This is a genomic window from Bacillus sp. G402 (assembly GCF_051172515.1).
Lineage (GTDB): Bacteria > Bacillota > Bacilli > Bacillales > Bacillaceae > Bacillus > Bacillus altitudinis.
The window spans coordinates 375,569-400,715 of record NZ_JBPIZC010000003.1 but is presented as its reverse complement, the minus strand read 5'-3'; the positions used below and the strand labels follow the sequence as shown (position 1 = coordinate 400,715).

Below are 25,147 nucleotides of genomic sequence, written 5' to 3'. Positions count from 1 at the left end.
TTCTGACGGCAATCGAGAAAGGAGGAAGGTAATGAGACGATTAACAGATTTAACAGAAGTTATTGATAAGTTCAAAAATGACTGGAATTACTTTTTGAAACATGAGCTAAAAATGCAAAACTTGGAAATTATTGTAATGGAGGATTTGAATTTTAATGCGAGTGCAGGTTTTAGGTCGAATCATGAAGGTGAGTTTTTAATAAAGATTAATGAAGGCGTTTTTCATCAAATATGGAATTTTTATCATAGAACCTTTAATGACAAAAATCTTAGTATAGTGAAAATGGCAGGTTTTATAGATGAAAATTCTTCTTGCGATAAAGATTTCCCAGTATCGTTAGCTAATTTATATGTTAATATTACTATAAATTTTATTTTTCTGCATGAGCTTGGGCATATTGTGAATAATCATATATTGTATTTGAAAAACTTAAATTATAATAACGATTTAATGATGATTTATCCAAGATCCAAAAAATTGGAGGATCTGAATATTTCAGCATATGAATATCAAATGTTAGAAGTGGAGGCCGATGAGTTTGCTACTAAAAATATATTTAGAATTGTTACCAATGAATATTTGGTAAAAGGACTTTTAAATCTGCCATCATTTTATACAGTGGCGCCTACTATAAAACACCTTTGTTTATATATTTTCTCTTCTATAATTAATGAAAGATCTTTGCAAGGGCTAGGAGCTAATAGGACTAAGTATGATTTAACGAAAGCTAGGTATATTCCTAACCGAATGAGACTGTTAGTAATTTTACAAGAGCTTACGAAAAATATGAATCTATTTTTAAAAAATGATAGTTATCCAGAAAAAATGATGTTAGAACATATTGAGAGATTTGAATCTATTATTAATTTATATCTCATTGAAGAGTGCTTTTATGATGAAAGTGTTTTATCAACACAAAATAATTTAGATGAATTAGATGAAGATGTTTTTAACCATATTAATTATTTAAAAAAATTCATATACCCCAATTTAAAAAAGAAATTGAAAGACTTGTCTATATAAAGACATCATTTTTAGAAGAGATTCCGTAAACTGCACGATTTAAATTTAGTGATCTTTACAATTAAGATGTTTTGTAAATATAATGTCACTTATTCAGCCAAAAATCAATAGTAGTCATTAGGGGTCATACTGTATTAGAAGAGAATGTTATGAACATTAATGAGGCGGAGAAGGTCGTGTTCAGTCTAGTTATATGGATTTAATTCAACGAAATGGAGGAACGGAAGAACTACTCAACTTATACACTTAGGCAATGAACTAGATGATTGATGTTGAAAGCCTTATCCTACAAAAGTTTGAAGCCGGTTTCAGAGAAATAAAAAAACGATGTATTTGATTGTTTAAAAGAGTGAACGTAAATCGACGAGCATGTGTTTAATCCATTATAAGGAACTAAAACAAGCAAGCCCAGTGAATAACCTTCACTGGGCTTTTTTATATTTATAGACCATTCGACCAATAAAAATAAAATCCATTTGAACGAATTCTCTCTTCATGTCGTCAAAAAAAGTAATACCAAAACAAATTGGCGTTTGAAAAGGGAGTGGCGTGATGGATATGAAGCTGATTTTACCTCTTATTTTGCTACAAGCCATTTTAATGGTGATTGGTTTGTTTGATTTGTTGAAAAGAGATCCATCGAGAATCAGGGGAGAGGTGAAGTGGGTTTGGGCTTTGGTGATTGTGTTTGTGGCGAGTGCTGGTCCTATTGCGTATTTCATTTTTGGTCGTAAACAATCTTAGTAGGGGGGATTCGCTTGAATATGTTGGAGTGTTACGGGCTGACGAAATCGTATGGGCGGCATGAAGTGTTAAAAGATGTCTCGTTTTCTGTTGGAGAGGTTGGATGTGTTGGCTTTTTAGGAGCCAATGGAGCGGGGAAGACAACGATGATCCGGATTTTGACGGGGCTTGCTCGTCCTACGTCTGGCGTTGTGAAGGTGGCAGGTTTTGATGTCACAAAGGACATGGATCAAATTAGTCAGGTGATTGGGTACTGTCCTCAGTATCCTGCATTTTATCAAGATATGACGGGGCAGGAGTGGATGCATTGGGTTGGCGGGTTATTTCATTTAGAGAAAAACATCATTCGTTCCAAAACAGAGGAGCTGTTGAAGCTTTGCCGTGTGTATGAGGCGAAGGATCGCGTTATTGGCAGCTATAGTGGAGGCATGAAGCAGAGGCTTGCTATTGCACAGGCGCTGATCAATAGCCCACAGGTTCTGATCCTAGATGAGCCTGTGTCGGCACTTGATCCCATGGGGAGAAAAGACGTCCTGACTTTGATTGAGCGTCTAAAGCATGAGATGCTGATCTTTATGTCGACCCATATTTTAGATGACATTGAACGTGTGGCTGATCATATTATCATGATCAACAGCGGCAAAATTGAGATGTCCTCTTCGATGAAACAGATCAAAGAAGACTATATCCAGCCCGTGATTGAATTTCAATTAGAACAACAGAATACGAAACTAATGGCTTTGTTAAAAGAACGGGATTGGGTGGAGGAATGCATGGAGACAGGAGGCACTTATCAGGTGCGAGTCAAAGATCAACATACGGCATTGAAGGAGCTGCCGGGTCTCATCACTGAAACTGGCGGTGTTCTTCTCCAATATCGATTATCTAAGCTGACGCTTGAAGATATTTTCATGAAGGTTGTGACGGCATGATGATGTTGAAAAAGGAATTTAGGGAGTTATTCACTAGTTATAAAATCTTATTTGTGCCGATCATTTTTACGATTTTAATGATTACACAGCCTATTACGCTCAAAATGCTGCCGGATCTTTTATCGAATTCGGCTAATTTACCTGAAGGGTCTACATTTTATATACCAGAGCCTAGTGCTGGAGAGGCTTTAGCCAGTGCATTGAGTAAATTTGATTCACTCGGCGTGTTTATCCTTATTATGATCGTGATGGGGACGATTGCTGGAGAGCGTGCCTCTGGGGTAACGGCGATGATTATGGTGAAACCGATCAGTCGAATGAGTTATTATGCCTCAAAAATATGTGCCTATGCCTGTTTAACGTTGTTTAGTTTGATAGTGGCGGTGCTTGCTTCCGTTTATTATGTGGACATCCAATTTGGGCATGTGGATTGGGGCGATGTGTTAAAAGGAACGCTTTTGTATTATCCGAACCTACTGCTCATTGTAGTATCGACCATTTGTGCATCGGCGTTCTTTAAGCGTTCAGTGACTGCGGGCGGCGTTTCCCTTTTGATCAACCTCATCCTGTTTACCGTTCCTTCGTTTTATGAGGATACATTAGGGAAGTTTGCACCTAAAGGCGTCACAAGTGCGGCTGAGGAGATGATTCATAGAGGGACTTATTCAGATCAGGCACTTACTAGCTTTCTAGGTGTATCGGTATTGATTGGTTTCTTTTTTCTCATCGGATGGTTTCTTTTTAGAAAACAAGAATTATAGCATGGTGTACCCTTTGGATATGAAAATCTAGAGGGTTTTTTATGTATTTAGTAAGTAAAAAATAAGGCATAAATACATATTATCATGATTTAAATGTTGAAATAATATATACTTAGTATATAATTACTCCGTAAAGGGATGGGAGGAGTTTGTAGATGATTCAGATCAAGAATGTGAAGAAGGAATTCTTTCAAGGCCAGGAGCGGACTGAGGTGTTGAGGGGCGTTGATTTGACGGTAGAAGAAGGGGAGTTTGTAGCGGTGATGGGACCGAGTGGTTCTGGAAAAAGTACATTACTTCAGCTGTTAGGCGGGCTTGATCTGCCTACTGATGGAGAGATTTTGATAGATGAGCATCAGTTGAGTGAGATGAATGAGAAAGAGAGAACGATTTTTCGCAGAAAACAGATTGGGTTTGTGTTTCAAAATTATCAGCTGCTGCCTACGTTAACTGTCGAAGAAAATGTGGCGTTTCCGCTGCATGCAGATAGACGTTTAACAAAGGAGAATCAACAGACGGTGGTAGAGCTGTTAGAGGCTGTTGGTTTGAATGGACTTGGGCGGAAACGGGCTAGTTTGCTGAGCGGCGGGCAGCAGCAGCGTGTAGCGATTGCAAGAGCTCTAGTCAATCAGCCGTCAGTGCTGTTAGCAGATGAGCCGACGGGGAACTTGGACCGGCATAGAGCGGAGGATATTTTGGCGTTAATGTGCAAGTTCAATCGAGAAAGCAAGCAGACGATTATCATGGTGACGCATGATATTTTCGCAGCGGGGTTTGCGGATCGAATCATCCTTTTTAAAGACGGTGTCATTGATCAAGTGATTTCTAGAAAGGATGATGATTATGCTCAGTATGTGGCGAATTTCATGGCGTAACATGATTCAGCATAAAAAGCGGTTCGCCATTTCTGTCTTAGGCATCATGGTGGGAATTGCTTTTGTCACGTCGATGCTCATTGCCGATCGAACGACAAATGATGTGTTTCATTACTATGAGCAAATGTATGTCGCTGATGCAGATTATTGGGTGTTGAGTGATGATCATACGTATGATGAGGAACAGATCTCATCCATTTTAAAGCATCCTGATGTGACAGGATCATTATTAGCGCTGGATAAACAGACGTTTTTTGATGTAGAAGGTGATCACTCTCTTAACCAACGGGCAGTGCGCATTACCGGAGTACAAGATCAAACGAGCTCTTTACTGAAGCTGCCTGTGATTGAAGGGCGTTTGGATAATCAGGGGTTGGTCATACCAGATGTTGTGGCGAAGCTGCTGAATAAAAAAGTGGGAGATACCATTCGTTTTTCTGATTTGGGCGAAGCGAAGGTATCTGCCATTGTGGAATATACACAGCTGCTTTCAAGTCCGAGTGACTGGAAGAGTGCAGAATCATCGAGTTTTCGTGTGATGGCGCCGCTTGATTTATTGAGAGACTGGACGGGACTCGATCATCAGCTTTCTTATATGAGATTTCAGACGAATGATGGCGGAGAGCAGCTCTTTCAATCTTTACAGAAAGAGTTCAAGGATGCCGATGTTTTTGTCCAGCCTGTGGTGGCGGATGACCGACAAAGTAATGACATTGGCGGGTTGTACACGTTCTTTTATCTCATCGCAGGGCTGTCGATGTTTATGAGCGGTTTTATCGTGTTTAACATGATTTATACGAGTGTGATGGAACGGAAAAAGGAATTTGCGATTATGAAGAGCTTCGGTTACACGCAGGGCTCTGTTTCAAAACTAATGTTGATTGAGGTTTTGATCTTGGCATGTATTGGAACAGCCATTGGGGTGCCGATTGGCGTTTGGCTTGGAGATGTGTTCATGCAAACACTGCTTGGTGTGTTCGCTTTTGATATGGTGTATTCGTTAAATTGGCAAGTGCCTGTTGTAATTTCAGTGATCATTGGTATTGTGTTCCCTGTGCTGTTTTCGTTATTTCCGATCTATCATGCAGGGAAAACGTCTGTGCTGCTGACTTTAAAATCCACTACCCAAACTTCTGCACCGAAAAAACGATCGGTCATTAGGGCGGTGATAGGGATAGGCTTGCTTTCATTCATATGGGTGGATCATCCGGCTGCTTATCTTGCCATTTTAGCCAGCATGGTTCTGTTATTCCCATTTTTCCTGCTCTTTTTGAACCGGTTGTTGGCACCTCTTTTGAAGCTGGTTTTTGGCTATCCAGGTCATCTATCAGCGCAGCATGTCACGCAGCAACTGAATCGAAACGCTAATACGGCGGCGATTCTAGCTGTTGGGATTGCTGTGATCTTGCTTTTAAGTGCGGTCATTGAATCGGCTCCAGACGGCTACGAAAGAGAGATTCGTCAAACGTACGGCGGTGATCTCAGGGTTACTTCTGAAGCGTCATGGACGAAAGCGGATCAAGAAAAGCTGTCATCCTATGAGGCTGTTGAACGGGTGGAACCGATGATGGAAGCGGCTCCTTTGACATGGGAAACGGCTGATGGAGAGAAAAGACAATTTTCTCTGATCGGCGTAGAGGAAAAGGGACCGTCTTTTATAGAAGGTGACAATAAAGGCGATTTGTATCAACGATTATCAGAAACGCCTTCTATCGTGTTAGGAGAGCGTGCGTTTGATGAATGGGGTGGGCGTATTGGAGAGAGTGTGTATCTCAATGCACCTTCTGGCCGGCAACAGTTACAAGTCATTGATGTGGTCAAAACTTCTCATCATTCTGGTTATGTGGCATTTGTCGATCAGACATTTTTACAAGAGGATTTAGGGTGGGCGCAGCCCCTTGATATCCTGCTTACGTTAAAAGACAAAGGTGCCGGTGAGTCTTTACGAGATCAGCTATGGGAAGACTTTGGACATCGGCTTTCAAAGGTGAAAACAGTAGAGGATGGGATTAAATCAACGACATCGGCTTTCACTGGTATGAACGAGTTAATTTCTATGATGCTCATTTTCATTATGGGGCTCGCGAGCATTGGAACAGCCAATACACTGCTGATGAATACGCTTGAACGTACATCTGAGATTGGCACCATGCGGGCGCTGGGGCTGACAAAGCAGCAGGTGAGAAAAATGATCGTCGGAGAAGGTGTGCTCATTGGGTTAACAGGTGTGATTGGCGGCATTTTATTTGGTGTGATTCTTCTATATATTTCAAGCCAATCTGATTGGCTGGGTGGATTTGTTTCATTCCAATTGCCGTTTGTGCATCTAATGCTGGCAGTGATCGCAGGAATTGCACTCAGTTTAGCGGCTTCATGGATTTCTAGTGCGACAGCGAGTAAAATAGAGATGATATCATCTCTCAAAGAAGGTTAAATCATATGTCAGTGAAATACGGAATTTTAACATCGCTCTGTCAGCAGCAACATCATGGATATGAATTAAAGCTAGAGCTGGAGTCATTGCTCGGAATAAAAGGAAAAATCAACCCGGGTCAAATCTACACGACGCTTGATCGGTTAATCCGTGATCAATTGGTGACAGCAGTGGGAATAGATGACCAAGATCGAAAGTTGTACGACGTGACGGAAGAAGGCAGACAAGAGCTTGAATCATGGCTGTTGGCGCCTGTTCCGTATCATGCTGTAAAGGATGATTTTCACTTTAAATGGGGCTGTGCACGGAAAATCAGATTTCATCAAGAAAAAGAAATGCTTCAGCAGCAGAAAGCCGTCATCATGAAAGATGTGATGGAACTCACGAAGCTGAAAACGGAATGTCTTGTGCAAGGTGATGAGAGTCGGTACTTATTGATTTCTGGCACGTTGCTTCATTTAGAGGCGGATTTGAATTGGATTCATCAAATTGAGCATCGGAGCGGAGCATCATTTTAGAGAGGTCTTTCTTTTGAAGAAAGGTCTTTTTTTTGGCTTCGTTCGGAGCATACGCAGATAGGATGGGAAGAAAGTTTGGTATGATAGGTGTAAATTGATTGTATTTTCAGAAAAGGGGTTTGATCAATGAAAACATCACGTAATCCTGAGACCATTCACGCGCCAGTTGCACCGTACATCCATCAAATAGAGACAACAGGGCCGCAGCGGTGGTTAACCTTATCAGGGCAAGTGGGGATGGAAGTCGATGGGACCATCCCAGCGAGCCCGATGGAACAGCTCGAGCTAGCGTTAGAGAATGTAAAACGCAATGTAGAAGCGGCAGATATGAAAGTGGAAGATATAACGAAGCTTGTGTTTTATTTGGTAGGTGAGTTTGATGCTAAGAGCAGAAAACGAATCATGGGTCAGTTTTTAGGAGATCACCTGCCTTGTATGACGATGATTTATGTGGTGGCTTTGGCTTCACCTGCTTTAAAGGTCGAGGTGGATGCTTGGGCTTGTCGGGATATGGACTTAGTTTAATGATTATCTTGATGAGGTAGATAATGAAAAATTTTTGTATAAGGGAAGTATGGGCTAAAAGATTGGGTTTTCATATCCAATCTTTTTTATATTTAGTTCTCTCTAATTTATTGATATAAAAACCTTTTAAGTATATTTTTAGAATATTTTACACAATTCCCCTTACTTCGACATTTTTCATATGGTAATATCAGGGTGCATAGTGATTGGGTCTATTGACACTATGCAAATTTTGAGAGGAGGTTTTACTTATGACAAGAAACCAAAAAGAATGGGAATCTGTGAGTAAAAAAAGCCTTAAGCGTCCAGGTGGTACTTCAATTGTTAAGGCGGCTGGATGTATGGGGTGCTGGGCCTCAAAAAGTATTGCAATGACACGAGTTTGTGCACTGCCACATCCTGCAATGAGAGCTATTTAATGAATAACATAGGGAGTTAAGCATATATTGCTAGCTCCTTATTCTATAAAAGGGGTGTCTATTTATGTCAAGTAATCAACTAGCAGAATACGATTTACCTGAACTAGCGATTCATTTGCAGCCTCATGGCGCAGTTATGATAGATAGAAAATCAATGTATTATTTTAGATTGAGTGGAAGAGGGGCTCAGCTTGCATTTTTATTATCTAAGAATAAAGACGTGAGCAAAACTGCTCGTATCTGGGAAATCGTTAAAAAGGAAGAGCTAACAGCTGATCAATTGCGTGAAGAATTGAGTGCCCATCCTTTTACAGAAGCTTGGACACAAGGGTTATTGAATCAACCTATTCAATTTACAGGATCTTTACAGTCCTATTTACCAATTAGCTGTACTCTCCAATTAACAAACGCTTGTAACTTAGGTTGTTCCTTTTGTTATGCTAGTTCCGGTAAGCCCTATCCTGAAGAATTAACATGTTCCCAGTGGATTAATGTGATGCAAAAACTAGCTGCGCAAGGTGTGGCTGATGTCACTTTAACAGGGGGCGAAGCCAAACTCATAAAAGGTTTCAAAGAAATTGTGATGGTTGCGAGTTCATTATTTACGAACGTAAACGTTTTTAGCAATGGCTTAAACTGGAGACAAGAAGAAGTGGAATTACTCAGTCATCTAGGAAATGTATCTGTACAAATTAGTATTGACGGTACGAGCGACACTCACAATTCCTTAAGGGGAAGGAAAGGTGCTTTTCAGGAAAGTATGGAAACCATCCAGCGGTTAACAGAAGTGAATGTTCCTGTAATTGTTGCAATGACCATCAATGAAATGAACGCTGATCAAGTAGCAGAGGTTGTTGATCATTGTGCAAAAGCAAATGCCTCCATTTTCCGTGCTGGTAAGACATTATCCGTAGGACGTGCTACAAAGAATTTTAAAGCGCTAGAAACTTCGTTTGAGCAGCGTGTTCAAAGCCAGTTACAGCAGGCGCGTTCTAAGTGGGGACACCATTTGAATATAATTGATTGGGAGCATGAAGAGAGTTCTTTTACAACTGATTTTTGTACACCGGGTTATTTGGCTTGGTATATAAGGGCAGACGGTTATGTGACACCTTGTCAATTAGAGGATATTCCTTTAGGTCACATTCTAACGGATTCTTTTTCTGATATTGGTTCACCAACACGTCTATTGAAATTGAAATGTGAAGCGAAAAACTGTAAATGTATAGGGAAAGTTGAACTATCTGAGCCAGATCTTCCCTTTGAAAATGAAATGAGAGCAGGCATCGCTCATGAATAGTATGACTTTTATTTTGTGGTCAGGTCTTGGAGTGATAGGGCTCTTCTTGTTTGCGAAGTATAGAGTGTCAACAATAGAATCAAACCTTTTAGATAAAATTGAGGCAAGAAAAGTTGGTATCGATTTTATTAGAGAGTTTGTGGGCATAGACGTGGAAGCTTGGGAAGTATATTCAGTCTATTGGTATGATCATGAAACAGTGAATAATTTACATCATTTAGGTTTGCTTAAAAAAAATCGACATATACTTCATGAAATGGGATTGGTTGAATCTTGGCGTGTTCGTTTTGTTCACCAAAACCAATCATTCGTGATAGGAGTAAACGCTAAAAGGGAAGTGACCTTTTTTTATGCAGATGTAAGGCAAACTTCATTATCTAAAAAAGACGGTCAGATTTCACTAGAAGGTTTAAAAGATCAATTGACTTGTTCTTCAAAGGGGTTATGGGCTAAGACAAAACCAACTGGTTCTGGTTCAAAAGAAGAGGATTTTCGTGAAATTAAAACATATTGGTATCTTGCTGAAAAGGAAGATATCCGACTTAAGGTAACAGTTGAAATGCAATCTGGTGTGATCACTTATATCGGCACAGATACAGAGATTTTAACGGATCAGATGAATAAAGTAATAAGAGATGAACAAGTTGAGTCTACTTTTGGTCTTTCAGGTATGTTAGGATCAGCTGCTGCGATGATCATGGCTATATTAGTTTTAGTTTTAATGAATGTTCAAATTTACCTCACATTAAGTCTTATGCTGGGTTTCATGATTGTACTAGTGCAATCTCTCACAATTAAGGAGGATATACAGTTAACGATAGTAAATGCTTACGATGCTAGGATGAGTGTTCAAACTGTTAAATTACTTGGTATACTCTCTACTTTGTTTGCAGGATTATTGACAGGATTTGTAGTATTTATATGTTCATTGGCAGGAGGCGCTCTTGCGAATGAATTAGAAATGAAATTTTTAGATGAAATCGTTGGACAAACTTTTATTGGTCTTAGCGCTGGGTTAATTAGTCTAGGCATCACATCACTGGTCTTTTACCTTTTAGAGAGAATGAATAAATTACGTATTTCTCCGGAACTATCAAATAGAAGTATGTTTTTATCTGGATTTACTTTAAGACAAGGGCTTAATATGAGTCTGCAAAGTTCTATAGGGGAAGAAGTAATATACCGACTCTTAATGATTTCTCTTATATTTTGGTTTAGTGGGAATGCGATATCTTCCATTTTAATATCATCTTTTTTATGGGCAATTATGCATCAGGTCACTGGGTATGATCCAAGATGGATTCGCTGGGCGCATCTTTTTGTTTTTGGATGTTTTCTTGGTTTTCTTTTTATGCATTATGGATTTATTTGTGTACTGGCGGCACATTTTATTCACAATTTTGTGCTCGTTTGTATGCCCTTATGGCAATTTAAACTTCAAAGATATCTACATACCAAAAAGCCTCAGCATACATCACTCTAATAAAAGGGAGAGATTTGATGCCATTCATGGAGGTTCAGAATGTAAGCAAACGATATAGCAATGGTGATGGGATAGAGGGTCTTTCATTTTCCATTGAAGCAGGGGAGGTTGTGGCGCTGCTTGGGCCTAATGGTGCGGGGAAGACGACAACCATTCGATGTTTAACAGGTCTCTATCAACCTGATCAAGGGGAAATACTCATAGAGGGATTTCCTCCTGGTCATTCCCATGTCCAAAAAAAAGTAGCTCTTATTCCAGATCAGCCATATTTGTACCCAGATTTAACGGTTGCTGAACATGTTCAATTTCGTGCGAGAGGCTATCATAAAGGTTTAAAACAGATCAAAGAAAAGGTATTTGAGGCGTTGAAAGAAGTACATATCGAAATGAAGATGAACGAATTGTGCGGAAGGCTTTCAAGAGGTCAAAAACAGCGTGTCGTCTTAGCAGGGGCCATTGTGCAAGATGCCTCCCTTTTTATTTTAGATGAGCCGACTGTTGGGTTAGACATCCCTTCGAAACAATGGCTGTCAGATTGGCTGATACAGAAGAGCCTTCAAGGTGGTTCGGTTCTTGTGTCCACTCATAGTCTAGAGTTTGTTCTTGATACGGCTAGTAGGGTGATATTGATTCGAGACGGTGCCATCATGAAAAATATCGCTGTTCCTAAGCAGCAGGAAGAACAAATGAAGTGGCGGACAGAAGTCATTAAACTTCTAGGGGAGTGGTCTAGTGAATAACACGCTTTCCCTTTTATGGATGAAATCCCAAAGGCGCTTGATCAGTAAAAATCAAGAAAAGAAAATGCCCTTTCTGATCTTGCTACTTATGATGGCTGCCATCGGTTTTCAGCTGAGCGCAGTCTCAAGTATGGGCGATTGGAATGCAAGTACAGCTGGATGGATCATTGTCGTTTTATTTGTTCTTTATACTGGCTTTGGCTTGTTTTCGAATAGGCTGCCTAGTCAGATGAACGATATCATGTGGTTGTATGGAAGTGGTGCTTCTTTATGGACAGTTGTGATGAGTGTATGGGTATATCACATTTTTTGGCGATGTGCTCTTCTTATTGTTTCTGCTGTGATGGCTGATATCCTCCTTCTTTGTTTAACGCAGCAGTACTTTTTTCTACTTGGTAAATCACTCCTGTTAACAGCGCTGTTATGTATGATCGAAACATGGATGATTGCGGTATCTTGTGCAAGAACCATTCAAGTATATAAGCGAGTGCTCTTCATTGGTTTTATACTGATGTTTGGTTGTCTTTCATTGCTTATTATGAATCAATTGATATTGAAACAGTCGTCAATGATGGAGATATCTGCTTCTTTGATGTATCAAGTCGGACGCATGATAGAGGAGTTTTCATTCATTTCTGTATTGATATTACTTGGAGTGATGATTTTATCTTTCATGATGATGTACAGGTCGAGTCATCGTATAGAGATGATGGAGTCGTTAGTCAAAGAGGCGGCATTTTGGGAGGAATTTGAGGGGAAACAGGTTCATGTAAATCCAATAAGTCCAAAGAAAAGCAAGACGTGGTGGGGGCTTTCATCATTAACGGGCATCTGGGCTTTCCTTTGGCTAGAAATATTGATGATCAAAAAGTATGCTACCTTCCACCTGTTATCTACCATGCTGTTGATCGGTACTTACTATGTCGTCAGTTCTTATTTTTCAGATTGGTTGACTCTATTCTTTCTGGTCATTGGTGCATCTGTCCTGCTCAGTTCATATTACGCTGGGATTGTAAGACACGGGCAAACGGGATTGCTGTATCTTTTTCCGGGCGCTTTATATCAAAAAATTCTTCTATTGGAAGTGTTTCAAACCTTTTGGTTGTATGGTGTCTACTTGGTTTCTCTTATCTTGTTAGAGATTCATGATGTATTGTATTGGGCCATTTATGGGGTAGGGGTTTATATTTGGTTTTTGACCATTCGGCTCTTTGCCTTTACGCAGCCTTTGAGACGAGAAGCGAGTCTTTCTTTGGGCATCTATTATCGATCATTGCTCATCGGATCTGTCATAAGTGCTGCAGTCATCATTGGGATTCATCTGTTCACTAATGGCTGGTTTACAACGATGACATGTGTATTTGCTGGATGTGTATGTTATGTGATGTGTTATCGATGCCGTGGGACTCATTAAAAAGAGGAGTTGATTGTCATGAAACCAGAAGATAAGCTATCCCAATCGGTTCAACGTTTAGTCAATACGAATGAAGTAACAATCGTTCAAGCCATGGGGGAATTAAGGAAATCAGGAAAAGAGGCAGTGCCAGTGCTTGTTGAAGCCTTAAAAGAAGAGGGTTCTTTGCGGAATATTGCAGCAGCGGTTCTTGGTGAATTTGGAGCAGATGCAGGGGATGCAGCAGAAGCTCTTGCTAAACTGTTAGAAAGTGAAGAAGAGGAGACAAGAATGGCGGCGGCGATCTCACTCATGAGAATTGGTCAGCCTAGTTTGCCATTTCTTCTGTCTTTGGCAAAGCGTTATGAGGGTCCTACTTGTTTTTGGGCATCGTGGTGTATCTCTTGGATTGACCCATCAAAAATCGAAAAAAATATGTACGAGTGCCTAAAACAGGAACAAGAGAATCCATCAGGAAATGTGGCCCCTTTTGCCGCAGAAGAGGCACTAGGAAAAATCATCGCTTTTCAATTAAAAGAAAAGGGGGATGAGTAGTGGAAACGCAAATACTTAAATGGCCTGAGCACCTTCCTTGGATTCATTCTTCACATCAGCGGTGTTTACCTGAAGGGCATACTCAGCTTCTTTATTTTTGGTCAGTTAACTGTCCGCATTGTGAAGAATTAACCGACCACATTCTACATAGTGTGGATCAGTTGAGTATCCATTTAACCTGTGTCCATGTTCCATATACGGAAGAAGAAAAATCGATAGAGGTTGTTTCGAAATATGCGGAGGAAAAGAATCTCATTGCTCCCATTGTGTTGGATCAAGATTATGAGATTGTCACAAAATATAAAATTCAAGGATTGCCAAGTTTTTGCCTCATAGATAAAGAGGGACAATTAATTGATCGGAAAATGGGAGATACCGGCTGGGAAAAAATATTAAAAAAACTAGAAAAACGATCATAATTAGAGTTATGGAGGAGAGCGTTTTGTTTCAATCAAACCAAGAATTAAAAAAAACGGTGGTCTTTTATGCAGGTGTGGGAGCTGTTTTGCTGATTCTCATGCTGTTGACATGGCTGCCGATTTCTGCAGAATGGGAGTTGCTGTTGATTTTGTTTGGATTGGGAATTTTGTTTTATGTGAAGCGTGAGCTTTTTAAAGAAGAAAAAGATCATAAGGCATGAGTTTTCTACAGAGGTGATTTAGAAAGGTACAGTTGATGAAAGGTAAGTAATAAAAGGTTGGATGTTGAATCCAACCTTTTATTACTTCCTGTATTGAGTTTAAAAACAAGGGAATGCTTTTATATTCTCAGAGCAGTGTTTGAATCAAATTTTAAAAATCCAATGTCCTCCATGTATTTGAAATAGCGTTTGATTAAATGATCATCCATAGGGGGATAGGTCATTCCATGTGCTTGGAGAACCGTTTGAGTATTTGTTGAGTCAAAGTGCGCCATGTTTTCGTATAGTTCCCAGACTGTTTTGTCTTGTTCTACCTTTTCAGTGAGCATTGGAAGAAATGGCGTAAGGGCGTTGTCTGCGTTTTGATCGCTTGCTTGAATGAGAGCTTCTACCCAATCGTCATATGTTTTCTTTTCTAATGGATAGCCTATTTCTTCTGTTATTTTTTGGAAATATTTACTTAATTCCATGCTTTCTTCTTGAGGTGGAACGAGGTGATAGGCTTTGCCGAAGTTGGCTGGATCCTTGCATATGGTTGTAATGGCTTTTGAAACAAAGTCGACGGGTACGAATTCTTTTCGTTGATTCGGTAGCTCACCGTAAGCCTTTAATTGGATGCATCCTTTGATTAGTCTCGCCATGTAATCCTCTGTATTATGAACGCCTGTTTGACTGTCGCCCATGATGAAGCCGGGGCGAAGGACTGTGATCGGCACGCCACGTTTTTTTGCTTCCCACATGATTTTTTCTGCCACCCATTTACTTTGAGAGTACCCAATGTCCTTTTCTACAATAGGAAGATAAGCATCGATGGATGTATCTTCAAAAAGAACGGTCGTGCCATCTAGATACCCGGCAGGTCCGAATATGGCAATGGTCGATAAGAAATGAACAGGCTTTACCTGTTCTGTGCAGGCGAGTTTGATGATATTTTCTGTGCCGGTGACATTTGTATCCTTGTGCATGTGATAGGGCTGAACGTAATTGACTTTTGCTCCATTATGATAGATGGCATCAATGGTTTGGGCGAGTTGTTGAAATTCCTCTGTTGAGAGCCCTAGTTGAGGCTTGTCCAAGTAACCTACAATCGGTTTTAGTTGTTTCAGATAATGTTCGTCCCATAGGTGATATTTCTCCATATTTACTTGTATTCTCTGTCTTGCGTGCTCTTTGTCTCTTGCTCTGATGACACAATAGATTTGGATGGATGGATTCATTCGAACAAGCTCTTTAATGAGATAAGCGCCTAGAAAGCCGGTTGCTCCTGTTAATAACACGGCATTCTGCTTAAAGGATTTAGAATCGAATAGGTGCTTTGGTTGAATCTTTTCATCTAAAAATCCCTCTGATGTGAGCTGTTGTTTCGGCTCAGGTGTTTGATTTTGTAGCATACGATGAACTTGTTGAATCGAAGGATGTTCATAAAGGGTGCTGGCAGGTAGTTCAACGTGTAATGTTTCCTGCATACGCATTAAGGTTTTGGCGGCAAGGATGGAGTTTCCTCCTAAGTCGAAGAAGTGATCGTTTGTGCCAATGGGCTCTACCTTTAATAGGTCTGTCCATATTTCACAGAGTGCTTCTTCGGTTTGATTGGTTGGTGCGACATATTCAGTTTGCAGTTTGGGTCTGTCGAAATGATATCTTGGTAGTGCTTTTCGATCGACTTTTCCATTTGTGGTCGTAGGGAAGTTTGTCAATAGAACATAATGTGCAGGGCGCATGAAATCAGGGAATGTTTTCTTTGCATAAGTTTGAATGGTATATAGATCCCATGTCTTTTTGTTGGATGGAATGATGTATGCAATGATGCGTTTATCCCCAGGTATAACTTCTGTGGCTGTCACCAAACAGGATTTAACACTCGGGTGCTGGATCAACACATGCTCAATCTCGCTAAGCTCAATACGAAAGCCTCTAATTTTGACTTGGTCATCCTTTCTACCAATATATTCAATCAGCCCATCAGGTTGTTGTCGAACAAGATCCCCTGTTTTGTAATAGGTTCTTCCATCCCGTTCGATGAAACGTTCCTTTGTTAGGTTTTCTCTTCGCCAGTAGCCTAATGCTAGTCCATCTCCTGAAGTGATGAGTTCCCCTATTTGTCCTTGAGAGACAGATTCACCTTGTTCATTTGTGATGTCAATGATGGTTCCTGCTACAGGTCTGCCAATTGGTATACTGACGAGATCATCCCAGGTGTCTGGCAGTTGAAAAGTTGTTGTGAAGATTGTATTTTCTGTCGGGCCATAGCCATTAATGATGGTCGTATGTGGGAGCTCCTTTAATGCTTGATGAACGACTTGAGGAGACATGACATCTCCGCCAGAGACGATGTATTTAACTGATTTGATATCGTTCAGGTGTAACTCCATCATCAAGTTGAACAATCCAGTAGTTAAAAAAAGAATCGATACATCATAGTCTTTAATGGTTTGACTGACGAGTTCAGGAGTCAGTTTTCCAGAAGGAGGAATAGCGAGTGTCGCTCCATTTAATAAAGCGGACCATATTTCAAATGTAGAGGAATCAAAAGAGATGGTAGATAATAATGCTAAGGTATCAGAAGAATTAACGGGCAGAAAGGAAGGGTTATGCGTTAGGTGCATGATACATCTATGTGTAATGACAACACCTTTTGGTTTTCCTGTTGTGCCAGAGGTATACATGATATAAGCGGCATCAGAAGGTTTGACATCAAAAGACGGGTTTGACGTTGATTGTGTAAGGATGAGATGTTTTTCTTTATCTAAGTAGATAGTAGGAATAGGCAAGGAGATTAGGCTTTGAGTGACATGTGATGTTGTGAGTAAAAACGATAGTTCGGCATCTTCAATCATAAATTGAATACGTTCACTAGGGTAATTTATATCTATAGGCACATAAACGGCTCCTATTTTGGTGATAGCGAGAATAGAGACAATCAATTGTGGTGATCTTTCTAAGGCTAGGCCAATATGAGAAGCGTTCGTTACGCCCATTTTGATAAGGTAATTGGCGAACTGGTTACTTTGTTTCTCAAGTTCAGCATATGTGATGTTCTGATGGTTGCACGCTAAAGCTGGATGATGCGGCGTGTGAGTGGCGTGGTGTCTCATGATATCACATAAATTTTGATCATTCATGATGATATTCCCCCTCTAGAATTTGATAGATTAGGAATGTTATTCCTAAATCCACCCAAAGTGTATATGAAGAAATATTCATTGTCAATGAAGGTCATATTAACAATAAAATGTAAAATTTATGTAATAATTGAATTAATATGAAGATATATTGTGCTATTTAGAGATAAAATGTAAGGGACCCTCGGCTTTTTCCTTGAATGAGCGTTTTGATGATCAAGAGGAGATGAAAATAGGGGGAAATTGAATCATAAGATAGGCTGGATTCACTGATAGGATGAAAGATCACTTTTTTATTAGAAATATATATACTATTCCGAAAAATATTTGGTAAAATATACAGGTATATCTTAAATTTGTTATATATTGTTTAAGGAGCTGTCGTGTTGAAGGGATCTAGGATTGAGTTTATTGATAGTTTACGTGGTTTTAGTTTATTAGGTATTTTGATAGTGAATATGCTTAATTTTCAATATGATTATGATTTTGAGAAGATGTTTGATTCGAGCATATGGGGACAGGAGTTTGGGGTATATGTGACGGAAATCTTGTTCCAAGGGTCATTTTATCCGATTTTCTCCTTTTTGTTTGGGTATTCTTTTATCAAGTTGATTGAATCCACTAAGGCAAAGGGGCTGAATACGAATGCCATCGTCGTTCGCCGCGGCTTTGGTCTTATTGTGCTTGGGATGTTGCATTACATATTCATTTGGAATGGTGATATTCTCTTATATTATGGAGCATGTACGTTTTTCTTGATGATGTTTTTAAGCAGCCGGATCAAAACAATGCTGATTTGGTCAGGTGTGTTAGGTGCTTTGTCATTAGTGGTTTTACCATATCTGATGACCTTTGTTTATGGAAATGATGATTTGTTAACGGATGTGTATGCGAAGGGTGCATACGGTGATATTTTATTGAGCCGGGTGACGATTGAAGACGATATGATGATTGTGACCATTATTATGGCGATCGTGACCATTATGATGATGCCGATCTTGGGTTTTCTATTCGGTACGATCATGGTGGGTCCATTTGCACTGCTTGGCATGGCGATCGGGAAAAAAGGCCATTTGACAGAAGAAGATCGAGGGATGGCGTATCGTAAAGGCTGGATCTGGATGATTTTGATCGGGCTCGCGCTAAAATGTGCGACGTTCAGTGATGCTCCTTGGAGTGAAATGGTGCTGACGTTAGGAGCCTATGTCCTGACGATCGGTTATATTCAAGCTTTTATTGTCTTCTACTATTCAAAGGCTGCACAAGGGTTGAAACGTCTGCTTGCAGGACTGGGCCGATTGTCTTTATCAAACTATTTGGCTCAATCTATTATTTGTACAACGATTTTCTATTCTTACGGACTTGGGTTATTCGGACAAATGGGCTCAATGTTTGGACTGCTACTTGCTGTTGGACTTTACACAGCTCAGCTGTTCATCAGCTATCTCTATTTGAAAAAGTGGAGAAGAGGGCCTGTGGAATGGCTTATGGGAAAATGGGTATATTGGAGATAAATTGATTTGTTGAGGAACCGCATGGCTGAAGAGCTGTGCGGTTTTTTAGTTGGATCGCATTCAAAAAAGTTCATAAAAGGAGTTGAATATTTTTTCAGTGTGTATATAATGTATATATAGTGTATATACAATATTTCATTGCGAATACCAGTACAGAAAAAAGAGGTTTTTTATATGCAAATTACGATTTCTAACCATTCTAAGGAGCCTATCTATGAGCAAATTACGACGCAAATCAAATCGTTGATCTTAACGGGTGAGCTTGCAGAAGGTGCGGGACTGCCGTCTATCCGAAAGCTGGCGAAGGATTTACAAATCAGCGTCATCACAACAAAACGTGCATATGAAGAGTTAGAGAAAGCAGGATTTATTTATTCGATTGTAGGGAAGGGATCATTTGTTGCCGAGCAAAACCTAGAGGTCATGAGAGAGAAAAAATTGAAGGTGATTGAGGAACAGCTTGGAGCGGTTGTTACAAACGGCAAGGAATTAGGCTTATCTTTTGATGAATTGCAGCAGTTATTAAAGTTCTTGTATGAGGAGTGAGATGAGTGGAGCATGTGATTGAATTCAAAGGAGTATCAAAACGGTTCAAAGACTTTTCTGTGCAGAATCTCGATTTACAGGTCAAAAAGGGCTTTGTTACTGGGTTTATTGGAGAAAATGGAGCTGGTAAGTCGACCACGATTAAAATGATCATGAATTTGTTAAAACCAGATTCTGGTGAGGTTAAAATTTTTGGATTAGATTATTGCACCCATGAAAAAGAGATTAAGGAACGAATTGGCTTTGTTTACGATGCTAACGTTTTTTTCCCAGGATTGAATTTAAAAGACATCAAACGAATTGTGGCACCTGCCTATAAACGCTGGGATGACCAGCTTTTTTATCAATATATTGAACAGTTTGGTCTGCCGCTGAATAAAGCGATTAAAACATTTTCAAAAGGGATGCAGATGAAGGCGTCACTTGCGATTGCGCTGTCGCATCATGCAGAGCTGATTATCATGGATGAACCAACTGCTGGGCTAGATCCGGTCTTTAGAAGAGAGCTGCTCAGTACGTTACAAGAATTGATGATTGATGGGAATCGAACGATTTTTTTCTCAACACATATGACGACTGATTTAGATCGCATCGCGGATTATATTGCGTTTATACAAAATGGAAGATTGGTCTTTCAACAGTCGATTCATGAGGTGGCGGAGAATTATGCGCTGGTGAAGGGGAGCCTGGATTTGCTGGATCGAGACACAGAAAAGGCGTTTATCCATATTCAGCGTACGGCAGCCGGATTTGAAGCATTAACAGATCGGATTGATGAGGTGAAACTTATTTTTGGGGATGCTGTTGTGATTGAACCGGCGTCGCTTGAGGATATCATGTTTTATTTGAAAGGCGGGGTTGCGCATGTTTCATTTAATTAAGCGTGATGTGATTTTGCAAAAGAAGCAGTTACTTATTTTTATTCCGTTTATCTTATTTTTTATTTTCATGGATGTCCATCCAGTATTAACGTTTCTAGTCGCTAGTGTCTTCATTCCATTTAACACATATGCTTATGATGAGAAGGCAGAAACGAATATTCTATTAAATTCCTTGCCCTATACACGTAAAGAAATTATCGCATCACGTTATCTTGGCGCCATTTTCTATATGAGTATTGCGATCGTGCTGACAAGTGCTGCATTATTTGTGTTTGGGAAGCTGTTTTCGCTGTCAGATATTGCGATTGGCAGTGGGTTGTTTTTATTGTTCGCAGCATGTACGTTTCCATTGTTTTATATCTTAAAGCCTGGTTATATCACAACGGCAGTGATCATTGGCTTTATCGTCTTATCTGCTATGGGACCGCCTGTTGTGATCTATTTAGCAGAGCAATTTAGTGGGATCACTGATTTTATCATGAATTTATCGATCCCTATTGTATATACGGGGTCAACTGTACTGATTATGCTCATCTACATGCTATCTTGGGGACTTTCTACTGCGATTTACCAGAGGAAAGTGTTTTAAATCAGATGATCACATCATTTATAGAGAATCATTCATTTTGAGGTAGGTAGGCCTTTCAAAATGGATGATTCTTTTTTGCATCCGGTGAAATTGACATACAGAAGAAAACAGGTTATTGTTATTTAACATAATGTTAATTATTTTTAACATTATGTTAAATAAAACATCCTTTAAGAAAGGAATCTGAAATGGAAATTAAAAATAGAATGAAAGTATTACGGGCAGAAAAAGACTGGACACAAAAGGATTTGGCAGAGAAGTTAGGTGTGACTCGTCAAACTGTGGCAGCGATTGAGAATGGTAAATATTCTTTGTCTTTAAAACTAGCATTTCAAATTGCGAGAACATTTGAAGTTGATTTATATGACGTTTTTCAAGAGGTCGACAAGGAGGAACAACAGCGATGATGACAACGATCATACTTTATTCTCTGATTATCCTTTCTATCTTAAGTACGGTCTTTCAATTTAAGAAAAGCCGTGAATATAAACAGGATGAACGAGGTCAATTTATTTTAGCGAAAGCCGGAAGTTTTTCAATTGTAGGTGTGGCATTAGCCTATATATTGGTTGCTGTCATTCAAGCTTTTGTTCATGAATTATCATCTCCAACGGAATGGTTTTATATAGCGATTACGTTTATGTATGTATCAAGTGTTTGCGCAAATACAATTGGCATTATCTATTGTGAAAGAAAATACTAATCTTTCATCTGCGGATGCAAGCTAGGGTACTTCATCATGAAGGGAAGAAAAAATATTGAAAAAATTACTGAAAATAATGCTGATTGCTCTATGTACCATTCTGACTGTCTTGGTTGTATTTGTAGCCAGTGTTTATGTTGTGAATCTAATTAGTAATGAAAGAGAACAGGGGAAAATAGAATATTATGGGCAAAAGGTCTTGGTAGATGGGAAGCAGATGAATGTGCTCATTCAAGGCGATGGGAAAGAAACGATTGTCCTTCTCCCAGGCTATGGAACTGCTTCACCAGTGCTGGATTTTGAACCGTTAGTCAAGGAGTTATCGCCAGATTATAGAGTCGTTGTGATTGAACCGTTTGGTTATGGTTTAAGTGACGACACAGATAAAGTAAGGACAAGTCAAAACATTGTGGATGAGATTCATGAATGTTTGCAAAAACTCAACATTAAAAAATATACGCTGATGGGTCATTCGATTGCTGGCATTTATGGATTAGAATATGTGAATCAATATGAAAAAGAAGTCCAAGCCTTTGTTGGAATTGATACTAGTGTTCCTAAACAGGAAACGGATGAATTGCCAGTCTCCAGCTTACAGCTGCTTCATCAATCCGGCTTTTACAGATTGATAGTGAAAATGAATCCAGATCAACTGGTGATGCCTAAAGTAGATGATCAAACGAAAGCTCAGATTAAAATGCTGACTTTCCGAAATTTCTTGGATGAAAGCCAAGCGAGTGAGGCAGAAAACTTTAGAAACAATTTTAAAAACGCTCAACGCCTACATTTCCCTAAGAAGCTCCCTGTGGCTTTCTATCTAGCGGATCAAACGGAGAAAGAAACACCAAACTGGAAACCAATGCATGAAGAGCTGCTGAAACATGTAGACCACGGAAAAGTCGTTACTTTCAAAGGCGGGCATTATTTGCATCATACGAAATCAAAAGAAATCGCAGATGATGTGAGGGAGTTTCTATCGAACAACGAGCGCTCACGTTAGCGTTTTTCCTCCTCAGCTGGACAGATGAAACATCGCAATTTTGATCAAAACGAGTGAACTGATTTGTTTTATGATCAAGAAGAGGTGAGGGAGATGATGTATAGTCGGGTGACGCAAGAGGTGATTTCTTATTTGGAGTCGCATTTGATGGATGAGCTGTCGCTGAAACAGGTGCATGAGAAAGTAGGATATTCACAATTTCATTTGCTGCGTGTGTTTAAACGAGAAACCGGGCTGTCGATGGGGGAATATATGCGGAAACGAAGATTAGCTACGGCTGCACAGCTTCTTTTGTATACGGATCAGGGGATTTTAGACATCGCTTTTTCGTTACAATTCCAATCGCAGGAAGCCTTTACGCGTGCTTTTAAGCATCTTTATTCTTTACCTCCCGGAATGTACAGGTCCATGATGAGAGACATGCAAATGAAAAAGGAGGAAGATTCGATGACATTACATGAAGCAGTACCTGGCTGGGGTTTGAGTGGTTCACATCCGCATATGTATGAGATGGGTGTTGATACAGCAGAGTTTCATACGGGAAAGCAATCAGGTGTTTTATCATCTAAAGAAGGCGTACAAGAAGGACAGTTTGCGACGATGATGCAGGGGTTTCAAGCAAAAGAGTATGTAGGCAAGCGATTGAAGCTCTCTGCTTTCTTGAAAACAGAGAATGTATCTTCAGCAGGAATTTGGATGCGGGTAGATGACGGAAAGGGTGATACGGTGCAGTTTGATAATATGCAGAATCGACCTGTGACAGATTCTACGGAATGGAATCAATATGCGATCGTATTAGATGTTCCTACGCGCAGTGAATCCATTCATTTTGGAGTGCTACTCAGCGGTCATGGAACAGTCTGGGCTGACGGTTTTCGATTTGAGGAAGTGGATGAGAAAACACCTACAACGAATATGGTGGAGGCTTCGGCTCTGCCAGATGTGCCGATGAATTTGCATTTTGAGCTTGAGGAGACCGTGTGAGCGGTCTTTTTTTGTTGTATACAAATCTGGATGAACCGTTTATAATGAAAAATATAAATAAACATACCGACGGTCGGTATGTAAAAGGAGGCGTTTGAACTGGCGCGAAATAAGTATCCAGAAAAGACGATGCAGCAAATTTTGGACGTGTCGACAAAGTTGTTTCAGGAAAAGGGATTTGAAAAGACAAGTTTGCAAGATATTATCCATGAATTGAATATGTCTAAAGGGGCTATTTATCATCATTTTAAATCGAAGGATGAAATATTACGCGGCGTGATGGATCGGCAGTTTCGTTATGCAACCGAGAAGCTTGAGGAGTTAATTGAGCATACGGAGGCAGCTCATGCGAAAGAGAAGCTGCAGCTTATTCTGGAGCAGCTTGTGGCAGACCCGCAGTCTCATTCGATTGATGGGATCTTGGTTGATCAGATGAAAAACCCACAATTTGTGATTGAAGGCATGAAGACAGGTGTCAATCAGGATGCTTTGAGAATCAAACAGTTAATCATTGAAGGGATTGAGGATGGTTCGATGGAAACTGCGTTTCCTGGTGAAGTGGCAGAAGTATTTTTGCTTCTTGTGAATATATGGTTGAATCCAACATTGTTTGTCCGCAATCATGAAGAAACGGTCCAGCGTTTGTGTTTTTTAAAGCAGATGATGAAGGGTCTTGGCGTGGATATTGTGAGTGATCTATTTATTCAAAAGGTGACAGCGCACTTTGCTGAAATTGGCGGGTATGATCTGCCCGAAAGATAAAGAATGCCAACTGATAGGAGGATGACGTATGATTCATTTTATGAAGGTTGAGCTAAGAAAAGGCCACATGAAGCAGTATATTCAAGCTAGTTTCATTACGAGTATTGTGCTGCTAGTATTCATCTATTTTATTGCGTTTGCTGCAAAAATTGAACGCGAACCGGGTTTTCAGCAATATACGAATATTTATTTGTTAACGAGTACAGTATGGATGATCTTTTTTTCTATCATCACAGCTATGCTGTATTGGCGTGTAGGAAAGACTGTTGATCAGGAACGCACATCCAATTCAGTGAGATTCCTTTCTCATATGATATGGATGGTGTGCCTTTCAACGTTTGCGATGATGTGTAGTATCATTCCTTCGTTTGTTGTGTTTAGTGTGACTGAATTGTTTTTCCCTATTGTTCACGATACGCTGACGGCAGGTTCTCTGTTTCAATTGATGAAAACATTCTTTATGTTGATTGTTTGTGTTCAAGCGATTGGCATGATGGCGATGAGAATAGGGTTGAGCAAGAAATCTGTTTTGATGACCGTCCTGACTGCCATTGTTTTATGTGCTGTTTTAGGAAATGTATCGCTCGCCATTTATGGCAATGATCAAATGAACCTCATCCTGTCAGGAGTGATGATTGCAGCAATCCTCATTGTGATCTTGGAATTGTGGAGCCGCATCGGCCGGCTGCAAACGAGGTAATTC

The 25,147-nt window shown here is 39.9% G+C and carries 27 protein-coding genes; 26 read left to right on the top strand and 1 reads right to left on the bottom strand.

Features of this window, described 5'->3' with window-relative positions; all coding sequences use genetic code 11:
• The first annotated feature begins 31 nt into the window (after window positions 1-31).
• The 16 genes from ACSBQP_RS15565 (at window position 32) to ACSBQP_RS15490 (ending at window position 14,343) form a co-directional block, all read left to right on the top strand.
• Window positions 32-1,024 carry a hypothetical protein gene (locus tag ACSBQP_RS15565; RefSeq protein WP_435028591.1) on the top strand — a complete coding sequence of 331 codons (993 nt, stop codon included), beginning with the start codon at window positions 32-34 and terminating at the stop codon, window positions 1,022-1,024.
• A 552-nt stretch (window positions 1,025-1,576) separates the two neighbouring features.
• On the top strand, window positions 1,577-1,768 hold the full coding sequence (locus ACSBQP_RS15560; RefSeq protein WP_017358881.1) for a PLD nuclease N-terminal domain-containing protein: 192 nt from the start codon (window positions 1,577-1,579) through the stop codon (window positions 1,766-1,768).
• A 14-nt stretch (window positions 1,769-1,782) separates the two neighbouring features.
• The gene (locus ACSBQP_RS15555; RefSeq protein ID WP_435028589.1) at window positions 1,783-2,700 is read left to right on the top strand and encodes an ATP-binding cassette domain-containing protein; all 918 of its coding nucleotides are present in this window, start codon (window positions 1,783-1,785) and stop codon (window positions 2,698-2,700) included.
• Complete coding sequence (locus ACSBQP_RS15550; protein ID WP_025206636.1) at window positions 2,697-3,461, top strand: ABC transporter permease; 765 nt, start codon at window positions 2,697-2,699, stop codon at window positions 3,459-3,461. Before ACSBQP_RS15555 ends, ACSBQP_RS15550 begins: the two co-directional genes overlap by 4 nt.
• Before the next feature lie 155 nt (window positions 3,462-3,616).
• A complete protein-coding gene (locus ACSBQP_RS15545; protein ID WP_025206637.1) occupies window positions 3,617-4,336 on the top strand; it encodes an ABC transporter ATP-binding protein in 720 nt (239 codons plus the stop codon).
• Complete coding sequence (locus ACSBQP_RS15540) at window positions 4,305-6,770, top strand: FtsX-like permease family protein (protein WP_435028588.1); 2,466 nt, start codon at window positions 4,305-4,307, stop codon at window positions 6,768-6,770. The genes ACSBQP_RS15545 and ACSBQP_RS15540 overlap by 32 nt, the downstream gene beginning before the upstream one ends.
• Before the next feature lie 5 nt (window positions 6,771-6,775).
• Window positions 6,776-7,288 carry a PadR family transcriptional regulator gene (locus ACSBQP_RS15535; protein ID WP_041508142.1) on the top strand — a complete coding sequence of 171 codons (513 nt, stop codon included), beginning with the start codon at window positions 6,776-6,778 and terminating at the stop codon, window positions 7,286-7,288.
• A 126-nt stretch (window positions 7,289-7,414) separates the two neighbouring features.
• Entirely contained in the window at window positions 7,415-7,813 is a 399-nt protein-coding gene (locus ACSBQP_RS15530; RefSeq protein WP_435028587.1) for a RidA family protein, read from the top strand.
• 251 nt (window positions 7,814-8,064) lie between these two features.
• Window positions 8,065-8,232: a sporulation killing factor gene (gene skfA / locus ACSBQP_RS15525; protein WP_017366484.1), complete on the top strand. Its 168-nt coding sequence runs from the start codon at window positions 8,065-8,067 to the stop codon at window positions 8,230-8,232.
• 64 nt (window positions 8,233-8,296) lie between these two features.
• Window positions 8,297-9,532 (top strand): sporulation killing factor system radical SAM maturase, encoded by a 1,236-nt coding sequence (gene skfB, locus ACSBQP_RS15520; protein WP_008343919.1) that lies wholly within the window; start codon window positions 8,297-8,299, stop codon window positions 9,530-9,532.
• Window positions 9,525-11,015 (top strand): CPBP family intramembrane glutamic endopeptidase, encoded by a 1,491-nt coding sequence (locus ACSBQP_RS15515; RefSeq protein WP_435028586.1) that lies wholly within the window; start codon window positions 9,525-9,527, stop codon window positions 11,013-11,015. Before skfB ends, ACSBQP_RS15515 begins: the two co-directional genes overlap by 8 nt.
• A gap of 17 nt (window positions 11,016-11,032) precedes the next feature.
• Complete coding sequence (locus ACSBQP_RS15510; RefSeq protein WP_435028585.1) at window positions 11,033-11,755, top strand: ABC transporter ATP-binding protein; 723 nt, start codon at window positions 11,033-11,035, stop codon at window positions 11,753-11,755.
• The gene (skfF, locus tag ACSBQP_RS15505; protein ID WP_435028584.1) at window positions 11,748-13,169 is read left to right on the top strand and encodes a sporulation killing factor system integral membrane protein; all 1,422 of its coding nucleotides are present in this window, start codon (window positions 11,748-11,750) and stop codon (window positions 13,167-13,169) included. Before ACSBQP_RS15510 ends, skfF begins: the two co-directional genes overlap by 8 nt.
• 18 nt (window positions 13,170-13,187) lie before the next feature.
• The gene (locus ACSBQP_RS15500) at window positions 13,188-13,703 is read left to right on the top strand and encodes a HEAT repeat domain-containing protein (RefSeq protein ID WP_008343915.1); all 516 of its coding nucleotides are present in this window, start codon (window positions 13,188-13,190) and stop codon (window positions 13,701-13,703) included.
• Complete coding sequence (locus tag ACSBQP_RS15495; RefSeq protein WP_017366487.1) at window positions 13,703-14,122, top strand: TlpA family protein disulfide reductase; 420 nt, start codon at window positions 13,703-13,705, stop codon at window positions 14,120-14,122. The genes ACSBQP_RS15500 and ACSBQP_RS15495 overlap by 1 nt, the downstream gene beginning before the upstream one ends.
• Before the next feature lie 23 nt (window positions 14,123-14,145).
• A complete protein-coding gene (locus ACSBQP_RS15490; RefSeq protein ID WP_025206642.1) occupies window positions 14,146-14,343 on the top strand; it encodes a hypothetical protein in 198 nt (65 codons plus the stop codon).
• 119 nt (window positions 14,344-14,462) lie between these two features.
• Here the strand turns inward: ACSBQP_RS15490 and ACSBQP_RS15485 are convergent, their stop codons facing one another.
• Window positions 14,463-17,465, bottom strand: a complete 3,003-nt coding sequence (locus tag ACSBQP_RS15485) for an amino acid adenylation domain-containing protein (RefSeq protein WP_025206643.1) — start codon at window positions 17,463-17,465, stop codon at window positions 14,463-14,465.
• Between the two features lie 386 nt (window positions 17,466-17,851).
• Here ACSBQP_RS15485 and ACSBQP_RS15480 point away from each other — a divergent pair, with 386 nt between their 5' ends.
• The 10 genes from ACSBQP_RS15480 to ACSBQP_RS15435 all read left to right on the top strand — a co-directional run bounded on the left by ACSBQP_RS15480 (window position 17,852) and on the right by ACSBQP_RS15435 (window position 25,144).
• On the top strand, window positions 17,852-18,979 hold the full coding sequence (locus tag ACSBQP_RS15480) for a DUF418 domain-containing protein (protein ID WP_435028583.1): 1,128 nt from the start codon (window positions 17,852-17,854) through the stop codon (window positions 18,977-18,979).
• A 174-nt stretch (window positions 18,980-19,153) separates the two neighbouring features.
• Window positions 19,154-19,525: a GntR family transcriptional regulator gene (locus ACSBQP_RS15475; protein ID WP_008343911.1), complete on the top strand. Its 372-nt coding sequence runs from the start codon at window positions 19,154-19,156 to the stop codon at window positions 19,523-19,525.
• Between the two features lie 5 nt (window positions 19,526-19,530).
• A complete protein-coding gene (locus ACSBQP_RS15470; protein WP_435028582.1) occupies window positions 19,531-20,406 on the top strand; it encodes an ABC transporter ATP-binding protein in 876 nt (291 codons plus the stop codon).
• Window positions 20,390-20,995: an ABC-2 transporter permease gene (locus ACSBQP_RS15465; protein ID WP_255233556.1), complete on the top strand. Its 606-nt coding sequence runs from the start codon at window positions 20,390-20,392 to the stop codon at window positions 20,993-20,995. The genes ACSBQP_RS15470 and ACSBQP_RS15465 overlap by 17 nt, the downstream gene beginning before the upstream one ends.
• A 188-nt stretch (window positions 20,996-21,183) precedes the next feature.
• Entirely contained in the window at window positions 21,184-21,402 is a 219-nt protein-coding gene (locus ACSBQP_RS15460; RefSeq protein ID WP_017358703.1) for a helix-turn-helix transcriptional regulator, read from the top strand.
• Window positions 21,399-21,698, top strand: a complete 300-nt coding sequence (locus tag ACSBQP_RS15455; RefSeq protein WP_017366494.1) for a hypothetical protein — start codon at window positions 21,399-21,401, stop codon at window positions 21,696-21,698. Before ACSBQP_RS15460 ends, ACSBQP_RS15455 begins: the two co-directional genes overlap by 4 nt.
• Window positions 21,699-21,753: 55 nt before the next feature.
• Window positions 21,754-22,698, top strand: coding sequence for an alpha/beta fold hydrolase (locus tag ACSBQP_RS15450; protein WP_435028580.1), 945 nt, complete (start codon window positions 21,754-21,756; stop codon window positions 22,696-22,698).
• Window positions 22,699-22,791: 93 nt separating this feature from the next.
• Window positions 22,792-23,682 carry a helix-turn-helix domain-containing protein gene (locus ACSBQP_RS15445; RefSeq protein ID WP_435028579.1) on the top strand — a complete coding sequence of 297 codons (891 nt, stop codon included), beginning with the start codon at window positions 22,792-22,794 and terminating at the stop codon, window positions 23,680-23,682.
• A 129-nt stretch (window positions 23,683-23,811) separates the two neighbouring features.
• Window positions 23,812-24,444: a TetR/AcrR family transcriptional regulator gene (locus ACSBQP_RS15440; protein ID WP_369456751.1), complete on the top strand. Its 633-nt coding sequence runs from the start codon at window positions 23,812-23,814 to the stop codon at window positions 24,442-24,444.
• A gap of 28 nt (window positions 24,445-24,472) precedes the next feature.
• Window positions 24,473-25,144 carry a bacitracin ABC transporter permease gene (locus ACSBQP_RS15435; RefSeq protein ID WP_435028578.1) on the top strand — a complete coding sequence of 224 codons (672 nt, stop codon included), beginning with the start codon at window positions 24,473-24,475 and terminating at the stop codon, window positions 25,142-25,144.
• Window positions 25,145-25,147 lie beyond the last annotated feature (3 nt).

Excerpts from the sequence above, each read along its gene's own strand:
- ACSBQP_RS15560 (WP_017358881.1), top strand. The coding sequence starts at position 1,577 with ATGGATATGAAGCTGATTTTACCTCTTATTTTGCTACAAGCCATTTTA.
- ACSBQP_RS15530 (WP_435028587.1), top strand. The coding sequence starts at position 7,415 with ATGAAAACATCACGTAATCCTGAGACCATTCACGCGCCAGTTGCACCG.
- ACSBQP_RS15535 (WP_041508142.1), top strand. The coding sequence starts at position 6,776 with ATGTCAGTGAAATACGGAATTTTAACATCGCTCTGTCAGCAGCAACAT.
- ACSBQP_RS15445 (WP_435028579.1), top strand. The coding sequence starts at position 22,792 with ATGATGTATAGTCGGGTGACGCAAGAGGTGATTTCTTATTTGGAGTCG.
- skfA (WP_017366484.1), top strand. The coding sequence starts at position 8,065 with ATGACAAGAAACCAAAAAGAATGGGAATCTGTGAGTAAAAAAAGCCTT.
- ACSBQP_RS15540 (WP_435028588.1), top strand. The coding sequence starts at position 4,305 with ATGCTCAGTATGTGGCGAATTTCATGGCGTAACATGATTCAGCATAAA.
- ACSBQP_RS15485 (WP_025206643.1), bottom strand. The coding sequence starts at position 17,465 with ATGAATGATCAAAATTTATGTGATATCATGAGACACCACGCCACTCAC.
- ACSBQP_RS15510 (WP_435028585.1), top strand. The coding sequence starts at position 11,033 with ATGCCATTCATGGAGGTTCAGAATGTAAGCAAACGATATAGCAATGGT.
- skfB (WP_008343919.1), top strand. The coding sequence starts at position 8,297 with ATGTCAAGTAATCAACTAGCAGAATACGATTTACCTGAACTAGCGATT.
- ACSBQP_RS15435 (WP_435028578.1), top strand. The coding sequence starts at position 24,473 with ATGATTCATTTTATGAAGGTTGAGCTAAGAAAAGGCCACATGAAGCAG.
- ACSBQP_RS15475 (WP_008343911.1), top strand. The coding sequence starts at position 19,154 with ATGCAAATTACGATTTCTAACCATTCTAAGGAGCCTATCTATGAGCAA.
- ACSBQP_RS15455 (WP_017366494.1), top strand. The coding sequence starts at position 21,399 with ATGATGACAACGATCATACTTTATTCTCTGATTATCCTTTCTATCTTA.
- ACSBQP_RS15515 (WP_435028586.1), top strand. The coding sequence starts at position 9,525 with ATGAATAGTATGACTTTTATTTTGTGGTCAGGTCTTGGAGTGATAGGG.
- ACSBQP_RS15465 (WP_255233556.1), top strand. The coding sequence starts at position 20,390 with ATGTTTCATTTAATTAAGCGTGATGTGATTTTGCAAAAGAAGCAGTTA.
- ACSBQP_RS15440 (WP_369456751.1), top strand. The coding sequence starts at position 23,812 with ATGCAGCAAATTTTGGACGTGTCGACAAAGTTGTTTCAGGAAAAGGGA.
- ACSBQP_RS15565 (WP_435028591.1), top strand. The coding sequence starts at position 32 with ATGAGACGATTAACAGATTTAACAGAAGTTATTGATAAGTTCAAAAAT.
- ACSBQP_RS15550 (WP_025206636.1), top strand. The coding sequence starts at position 2,697 with ATGATGATGTTGAAAAAGGAATTTAGGGAGTTATTCACTAGTTATAAA.
- ACSBQP_RS15500 (WP_008343915.1), top strand. The coding sequence starts at position 13,188 with ATGAAACCAGAAGATAAGCTATCCCAATCGGTTCAACGTTTAGTCAAT.
- ACSBQP_RS15545 (WP_025206637.1), top strand. The coding sequence starts at position 3,617 with ATGATTCAGATCAAGAATGTGAAGAAGGAATTCTTTCAAGGCCAGGAG.
- ACSBQP_RS15460 (WP_017358703.1), top strand. The coding sequence starts at position 21,184 with ATGGAAATTAAAAATAGAATGAAAGTATTACGGGCAGAAAAAGACTGG.